This is a genomic window from Candidatus Accumulibacter vicinus (assembly GCF_000584955.1).
GTDB classification, from domain to species: Bacteria; Pseudomonadota; Gammaproteobacteria; order Burkholderiales; family Rhodocyclaceae; genus Accumulibacter; species Accumulibacter vicinus.
The window spans coordinates 20,415-27,419 of record NZ_JDSS02000038.1; the positions used below are offsets into that span (position 1 = coordinate 20,415).

Sequence of the window (7,005 nt, forward strand, 5' to 3'; positions counted from 1 at the left end):
TAACTCTGATGCTACAGTAGGGTGGAGCGGGGCAGCGTCAATTGTGACGTACCGGGATGGGGCAGGTGCAGTTACATTTGCAGCCGGATCAGGAGTCACTATTCGAGGCGACCTTTCTACCCCTGCTCAGTATGGATTCAAAGGTATTTGCAGAATCCCTACAAAGTCTAACGAATGGGCGGTGTTCTAATGAATCCGTGGTTGTGTAACCTCCTGTTCAATAATTCTGGTGGTTCCAGCTTGCCTGTTATAGGGCAGACATTTTATGCGTCGCTGAAAACTTCACTGGTCCCCGAGGTGGGAACAGGCGCCCCTACGTGGTCGCGTGCGACAGCGGCTTGGCGGTTCAATGATCAGGGATATTTGCGTCAGATTCCCAGCGAATGCGCGGAGTTTGGAGGGGCGCGGCTGGTGCAGAACAACATAAATACAAAAAGTGAGGACTTTACAAATGCTGCATGGACGAAAAGCAGCATGACAGTAGCCTCAATTGCTGATACTCCCCCCATAGGGGTATCTGCAGCATTCAGTTCCATTCCTCTTGCAGCTACAGCGCAGCATTACATTGCCAACACTGGATCAGTATATCCAATAGGGTCTACAGTAGTATTCGGAGTTTATGCAAAATCCTTCGGATATTCATTTATCAGGGTATATGGGCCGTTTGCCAATTGCTATTTCAACGTGTCTTCTGGCATTGTCGGAACTTCTGCAGGAGCTAATTTTGTCTCCGCATCAATAACGAATGCCGGAAACGGATGGTATTTATGCAATGTAAAAGCTGTCGTTACATCTGCGACCGCGCCATCGTTTGAGTTACATACATCACCGACAGAAACAGCATCCTATTTAGCTGATGGTATATCAGGATGTAAATTTGCGGGTTTTTCATACACAAACGTCACCGGCTACGATGCCTCCTACGTCCCCGAGTATGTCTCAGTCGGAGTGCTATCTCCTCCCTATCACGGAGCGGGCGCAGACGGTTGCAAATATTTCGCAACAGACTGGCAAGGTGCTCCAATCCCTGTTGCGAATTTGACTCGTCTGCGTAAAGATACTGCGGGGACGAACGCATTATTGTGGTCTCGTGACCTGAGCAATGCAGCGTGGTCAACAAAGACCAATATCACCGCTGCGAAAACAGCCACTGGTCTGGACGGCATTGCCAACAGCGCAAGCACCCTCACTGCAACATCAGCAGACGCGATTATTCTGCAGCCGACTTCAGGGATAGCGTCTGCTGCGCGCTGCTCATCTGCATACGTGCGTCGAAAAACCGGAACCGGAACGATCTCATTTACGCAAGACGGCGGCAGCACCTGGACGGACATCACACCAAATATCAACTCCGCCACATATTCGCGCGTGCAGATCACCGCGACGCTCGCTAACCCATCTGTCGGATTCAAGATTTCCACATCCGGCGACGTTATAGCCGTTGACTGCGTACAAAATGAGGCTGGGGCAGTGGCGACGAGTCCGATTGTCACGACGACTACGACCGTGAATCGGAGTGCGGACTCACTGACGGATCAGACATCGAGCAATTGGAGTGATACGGCTGGCACTGCATACATTCTGGCAAAGCCGGTTGTGTATTCCGGAGGTGCGGTCGGCAGTGCGACCAACGGGCTTTTGCTCTCTGCGTCGAACTCCGGCGCTACGGCCTATGACGGCACGAATTCCGCGAATGGGCCAACAGGGACGCCAGGAGCAGTAGAGAAACTGGCGCTCGCGTGGGGCAGCTCCACAATGAGCGTTGCATCGTCTGGCCTTGTAGGAACACCAGGAACGTATGACGGCGCAATGGGATTGTCCAGTATCGGTGTTGGCGTTGGCGCGGTCGGATATTTTGGTGATGTCGCCATTTACAACTATAAAATGACTGACGCAGAACTACAGGCGATTACGACATGAGCAATGATATTCTGGCGGTATTAGCTCCATACTACACTATCCCGGCAGGAGCGATCATGCGCGGGAAATCCGGTAAAGACCTGAAAATCGAAGTATCTTCAGACAACGTGCCTCCCATTAAGGAAAAATTGGTTGAGACAAAACCAGACGGCACGGATGTTTTTCGGAAAGCCGGGGAAACGATCAAAACTTCTGCGAAGCTCAAAAAAGAGGGCAAGCCGGAGAAAAAGCCGAAGCCTAAACCAGAAGGAGGTAAAGGGAAATGAGCGCAGACTGGAAAGAAGTCTATGTCATTCCTGCGGTTGATGAAGAAATCCCGGAGAACAGCATTCTGTTGGTTGATGCTGTTACCGGCGATCAAATGATCCATGCGATTGTTCCAATCGATTACACGACAGAGGGCACGCTGCTATGGGAAACCGGAATGGACCCTGCGTCTGCGCCTGATTCAAACCCGCCGAACCGATTCGCCGGATGGAGAACTTAATGAATATTAAAGAAGAACGATGCTGGGCTGGGTCGACGGCAAGTTATGAATCTGCATTAGCTGCAGAAGTGAAGATTCTGGCTGGGGACTATACACGACCAGAAGACGACACAGAAGACCCGGAAGAAGACCCTAGACTTTTAGAAGTCTCAGACGGTTTGGCTGTTATTACTATTCATGGACCATTAGTAAATAGCGATGACCCTTATCTAGAATGGTGTGGGTTAACAGGGTATCCAGAGATTCGGGACGCAGTACTGGCAGCAGTAAGTGACCCTGAAGTAAAACAAATCCTGTTGGATATAGATTCTGGTGGTGGGGCTGTATCTGGATGTGCAGATACCGCTACCTTGATTAGAGAAGCAACCAAGGTTAAACCCGTAACTACTTACGCAGACACAATGTGTAGCGCCGCTTATTGGCTAGGCTGTGCTGCTGGCAAGGTTTATTCTAGTAAGGCTGCAGTAGTGGGCAGTATCGGGGTAAAAGCTACGTTCAGGGAATACTCCAAGCAAAATGCTATGGAAGGGGTCACGGTCACGGTCATTAGAGCAGGAAAGTACAAGGCCCTGGCTGATCCTAATGAACCTCTCACAAAAGAAGCGGAAGCTCAAATTCAAGCGATTGCAGACGCTAATTACGAGGTATTCGTTGACCATGTAGCTAAGATGCGCGGGCGAACTTACGAGTACACAGACAAGACAATGGCAGATGGGCAAGAGTTTATCGGGCAGGCGGCTGTGGATGTTGGCCTGACAGATGGTGTTACCACATTTGATGCCGTAATTGGTGGACTACGTAAAAAAATCCTTGCGTCATTACCGAAACCAATGGATAATTCCAACAGTAATAAATTTAAGTTGTTGGGCATTGCGCCCAACTTAATCGAGGATGAGGGTATGGCAAGGAAAGCTTTGACAGAAGCAGATATTGCGGCCTTGGCATCTGGTGTGACTCTTGATGCACTTCAAGATAAACCAGATCAAGAGGAGCAAACACCGAGTACTGATGTAGCCACTGATCCAGTAAAGCCGGAAACTGTTGCGGAGTCGGTAGTTACTACACAGGCAGAAACAGTAGTTGATAGTGTGGTCTTGGTTCTTAAGTCGCAGATTAAAGAGAAAGATACTGAACTTTTGCAGTCTGGCATTAAAGTTGCCAAGCTGGAAGAGTCGGTTAACTCTCTTAAAGCTACTATTGACCCGTTGCTCAGCATCGCGGTTAAGTCTGTAACTAATATGGCAGTGGCACTTAAAGCAGCACCTACTGTCACATTGAGTAGTACCCCTGAGCAGGTATTAGCAGAACACTCTAGGTTCTCTGAGATGTTCAAGAAAGAATATCCAGTTGGCGGAGTAGCCGCAGTGTCTGCAACTGATACACCAAAGAAGGATGATACCTATGTCATGACTAATGTGACACAGGCGCAAATTAACGCTGTACGTGGAACTAAATAAAGGTAAATTAACATGGCAAAGTTTCTTATTTCACCAACTACGGGTTCTTTTCCGCAAAATATTATTACAGCTAGGGTTGGGGCTAATGCTTCTAATACTCGCTTTACTGATGTTGATGTAGGTAAAGGTGTTAAACTCACAGGCGATTCTCAATACAATTTGCTCTCAGCGGCTGATCCCATTGAAGGTGTGTGTACCAGTGTAGAAACTGGTGTATACGATGGGTATGTACTTGGCGGGGTCCAGACCAAGGGATATGTCAACGCTACTGCCTATGGACTGCAAGCCACTCCAGGTACTGGAACTATTGCTATTGGCGAGTTTGTCTATGCGGCTGCTCCGGCTGCAGTACAGGTAGCAGAAACTCTGAGCACTACTCTTCGGGTGGTCAGCGCTACTACGCAAGCTACAGCAAAAGGTCTTCCATTTAAAGCCCGTGTGGTTTCACTCGGACCTGTAGGTACTGGTGCCGTGGGCACTGCCATTGTTATTGAACTGCTCTAAGGAGAGCCAGCATGGAATTTAAAGCAACACTTCAAGACGGCACCGGCCAGCATGAAATTACTCTGGACATGAGCCTGTATAAGTCCGAGCAAGGTTTTGTCGGTGCACTGAATAGCAAGTATCCCACTCCTCAAGGGATGCCTACGGCGAGTGAGCAACTGTTTGCTCAATGCGGCTTGTACCGTACTGCAGACCTGAAAGCTGGTATTAAGCCTGCCAAGATTCGGGCAATTCTGGATGATTGCAGTGGCATGTCCGCAGCCTCTACCGCACCAGGTAATACAGGCATCTCTCGTTTTGTAGCTCCAGCGGCTATTCTGGCAGGAGTACAGAATGACCTGTATGAGGACCGTTCGGGTGCCCTGGCACAGTTCATGAATCTGGTCGCTTTCACTCAAAGTGTCAGTGGCAATCGATATGAAAAGCCGGTATTCAATTATGACCCAGCACGAAATAGCCGAGCCAAGCCTGTAGCACAGTTGGCAGAACCTACGTCTATCGGTTTGCTGACTGTTGGTGAAACATCCGGCACAATCCCGATCTTTGCTTCGGGTCTGGAAATCAGTGATCAGGCAATGGATTACTTCGGTTTCGCGGAAGTGCAAAAGTGTATGTCCATTATGGCTACGTATGACATCGCTGAACGTGCAGATGGTTGGCTGCTATCTATGATGGCTGGTGACGCGGACCTTGGTATGGCTGCCCTGTCAGGTGAACAGGTTGAAAAGGCAGTGACCATTGACAGTGCCATTGGTGCTGCTGGTGTCCTGACTCAAAAAGCGTGGATCAAGTGGGTTGCCAAGTACAGTAAGCGTTCTCCGATTACTCATGTAATCACGGACATTGATGGTGCCCTGGCTATCCAGAATCGTACTGGCCGTCCGACTATTACTACGGATGACCAGAATAGTCAGCGTATGGATGTTATTGAGACGGTCATGGACCCGCTGTGGCCCTCTAATCTTCCTATCTACATCGTCACTGATACTAACTGGCCTGTGAATACGATTCTTGGTATTTCCAAGCCGAACGCTATTGTTCTGCATGAGTCCAGTACCGCGTCTTATTCGTCAGTTGAGAACTTTGTTACTCGCAGGTCAACAAAGTTCAGGGTGGATTTCGGCGCGTGCGCAAACAGGTTCTATGACCGTGCATTCCATAGACTTAATCTGATTCTGTAACAAGTAATATTAAAAACCCGGACATGTCCGGGTTTTTAATTTAGTTCCTGCTGTTGGCCTTTAGACGCTTTGTTTCTAGCATCTTCTGTACCCTTGCAGCTTTCTGTTCATCAGTAAGCTTACTGTATATCGAAGCGGCGGCAATCCTACGACGTTGCCTTTCGTCATCTGACAAGGTTTTGGGAGTACCTGACATAGATGCACTCATCTTAGCTCTTGTATCCTCACTATGAACTCTACCTGTTGACTTAACCCTTATCTTCTCCCGAGTCTCTTCAGAAACCACACGTCCCATACCCGCAGCAGAAACCTTAGCACGAGTCTCATCAGAGTGCTTTCTTCCGGTATTGGAAGCTCTCGCGGCCTCTATTATTTTAGCTACGCTTTCTGGATTATCCCAAGGACCTCGATTACCCTTAAGAGCCTCGCTACACTTACGCTTGTGTTCCTCAGACAGGACCTTTCCAGTGTGAAGTTTACGGAATATTTCTCCTACTTCAGGTCTCTTAGTACCATACATCGGATTGTTGATACCCGATTTTACAGCACTTAATTTAGCCCTGGTCTCTTCCGTAGCCTTATAACCTCTAGTACTCCCAGCCTCGGTACAAATATTGTAATCTCCCATTACATCAATCCATGTCTGCTCCACTACCAATAACTGATCGATGTCGAAAACCTCCTCACAAACACCCCAAGCAAACTTACCCTGACCGTGCTTGTTGTAAGACCTTTGTAAGTGTATATTGCTATGGACTCCACGCTGCAACATATTCAAGTGAGACTTGATCCTACTATAGACATCAGCACTAGACCCTATATAGAACCTGTTGGTGACAAGGTTCTGGATATAGTACACACCCATGAACCTATAGTCTGGAAGCTCTGAAAATGACAATGCCTCGATCATTACTCTTTTAGAAAAAGTCATGGCTGTTGACCTGCTTTCAGCACAGCTTCATGTAACAAGCGACGCATCAACTGCGCCAAGGTAAGGTCTTGTGACTCCGCCAGTACATGCCCTGCTTCAAGCAAAGTAGTAGGAATGCGAAAGGTAAATATTTTTTCAGTTTTCATTTCAACCTCCATTAAAGTTGTTATATTAACAACACAAGGTCGTCCTGTCAATATAAACTAACCGGAACATTACATGGTAAAATACGGAAAAGGAGTTCCATATGCTAACTACTTACACTACCTATAACGATATACGAGCAGCCCTTGGCGTAAGCCTTGACGATATAAAAGACTCGGTATTATCGTTGGACGTTTATAGTGACGCTCTCACCCAAGAGTTTGAGGAAATTAGCCTAGACTTGGAAACCACGTATACTACTAAATCTGCACTTCCTACCCCTACTGCAGCAGAGACGCGATTCATTACTGCTTGTAACCTTTTCGCAACCTATTGCGTTGCCAAGCAACTTACCGCAGCTATGCCACTGTTTGCAGCTAA

9 protein-coding genes are annotated in these 7,005 nt (G+C 48.0%); 7 read left to right on the forward strand and 2 right to left on the reverse strand.

The window, feature by feature from the left end; translation table 11 throughout:
* Window positions 1-411 precede the first annotated feature (411 nt).
* From CAPSK01_RS23675 to CAPSK01_RS17280, 6 genes are read left to right on the forward strand one after another with little or no spacing between them, the layout of a single operon-like run.
* A complete protein-coding gene (locus tag CAPSK01_RS23675) occupies window positions 412-1,920 on the forward strand; it encodes a hypothetical protein (RefSeq protein ID WP_273703947.1) in 1,509 nt (502 codons plus the stop codon).
* Window positions 1,917-2,186: a hypothetical protein gene (locus CAPSK01_RS17265; RefSeq protein WP_034929610.1), complete on the forward strand. Its 270-nt coding sequence runs from the start codon at window positions 1,917-1,919 to the stop codon at window positions 2,184-2,186. Before CAPSK01_RS23675 ends, CAPSK01_RS17265 begins: the two co-directional genes overlap by 4 nt.
* On the forward strand, window positions 2,183-2,407 hold the full coding sequence (locus CAPSK01_RS17270; protein WP_034929613.1) for a hypothetical protein: 225 nt from the start codon (window positions 2,183-2,185) through the stop codon (window positions 2,405-2,407). Before CAPSK01_RS17265 ends, CAPSK01_RS17270 begins: the two co-directional genes overlap by 4 nt.
* Window positions 2,407-3,864: a S49 family peptidase gene (locus CAPSK01_RS23680; protein ID WP_273703948.1), complete on the forward strand. Its 1,458-nt coding sequence runs from the start codon at window positions 2,407-2,409 to the stop codon at window positions 3,862-3,864. The genes CAPSK01_RS17270 and CAPSK01_RS23680 overlap by 1 nt, the downstream gene beginning before the upstream one ends.
* Before the next feature lie 12 nt (window positions 3,865-3,876).
* Window positions 3,877-4,368 carry a hypothetical protein gene (locus CAPSK01_RS23685; RefSeq protein WP_273703949.1) on the forward strand — a complete coding sequence of 164 codons (492 nt, stop codon included), beginning with the start codon at window positions 3,877-3,879 and terminating at the stop codon, window positions 4,366-4,368.
* An 11-nt stretch (window positions 4,369-4,379) separates the two neighbouring features.
* Window positions 4,380-5,549 (forward strand): hypothetical protein, encoded by a 1,170-nt coding sequence (locus tag CAPSK01_RS17280; RefSeq protein WP_034929616.1) that lies wholly within the window; start codon window positions 4,380-4,382, stop codon window positions 5,547-5,549.
* 40 nt (window positions 5,550-5,589) lie between these two features.
* On the opposite strand, the gene CAPSK01_RS23690 is transcribed toward CAPSK01_RS17280, so the two are convergent.
* Both CAPSK01_RS23690 and CAPSK01_RS23695 read right to left on the reverse strand, forming a co-directional pair.
* A complete protein-coding gene (locus tag CAPSK01_RS23690; RefSeq protein WP_273703950.1) occupies window positions 5,590-6,480 on the reverse strand; it encodes an NUMOD3 domain-containing DNA-binding protein in 891 nt (296 codons plus the stop codon).
* Window positions 6,477-6,626 carry a hypothetical protein gene (locus CAPSK01_RS23695; RefSeq protein ID WP_273703951.1) on the reverse strand — a complete coding sequence of 50 codons (150 nt, stop codon included), beginning with the start codon at window positions 6,624-6,626 and terminating at the stop codon, window positions 6,477-6,479. Before CAPSK01_RS23695 ends, CAPSK01_RS23690 begins: the two co-directional genes overlap by 4 nt.
* 101 nt (window positions 6,627-6,727) lie before the next feature.
* On the opposite strand from CAPSK01_RS23695, the gene CAPSK01_RS23700 reads away from it, so the two are divergent.
* On the forward strand, window positions 6,728-7,005 hold a 278-nt coding region (locus tag CAPSK01_RS23700; RefSeq protein WP_273703952.1), incomplete at its 3' end, for a hypothetical protein.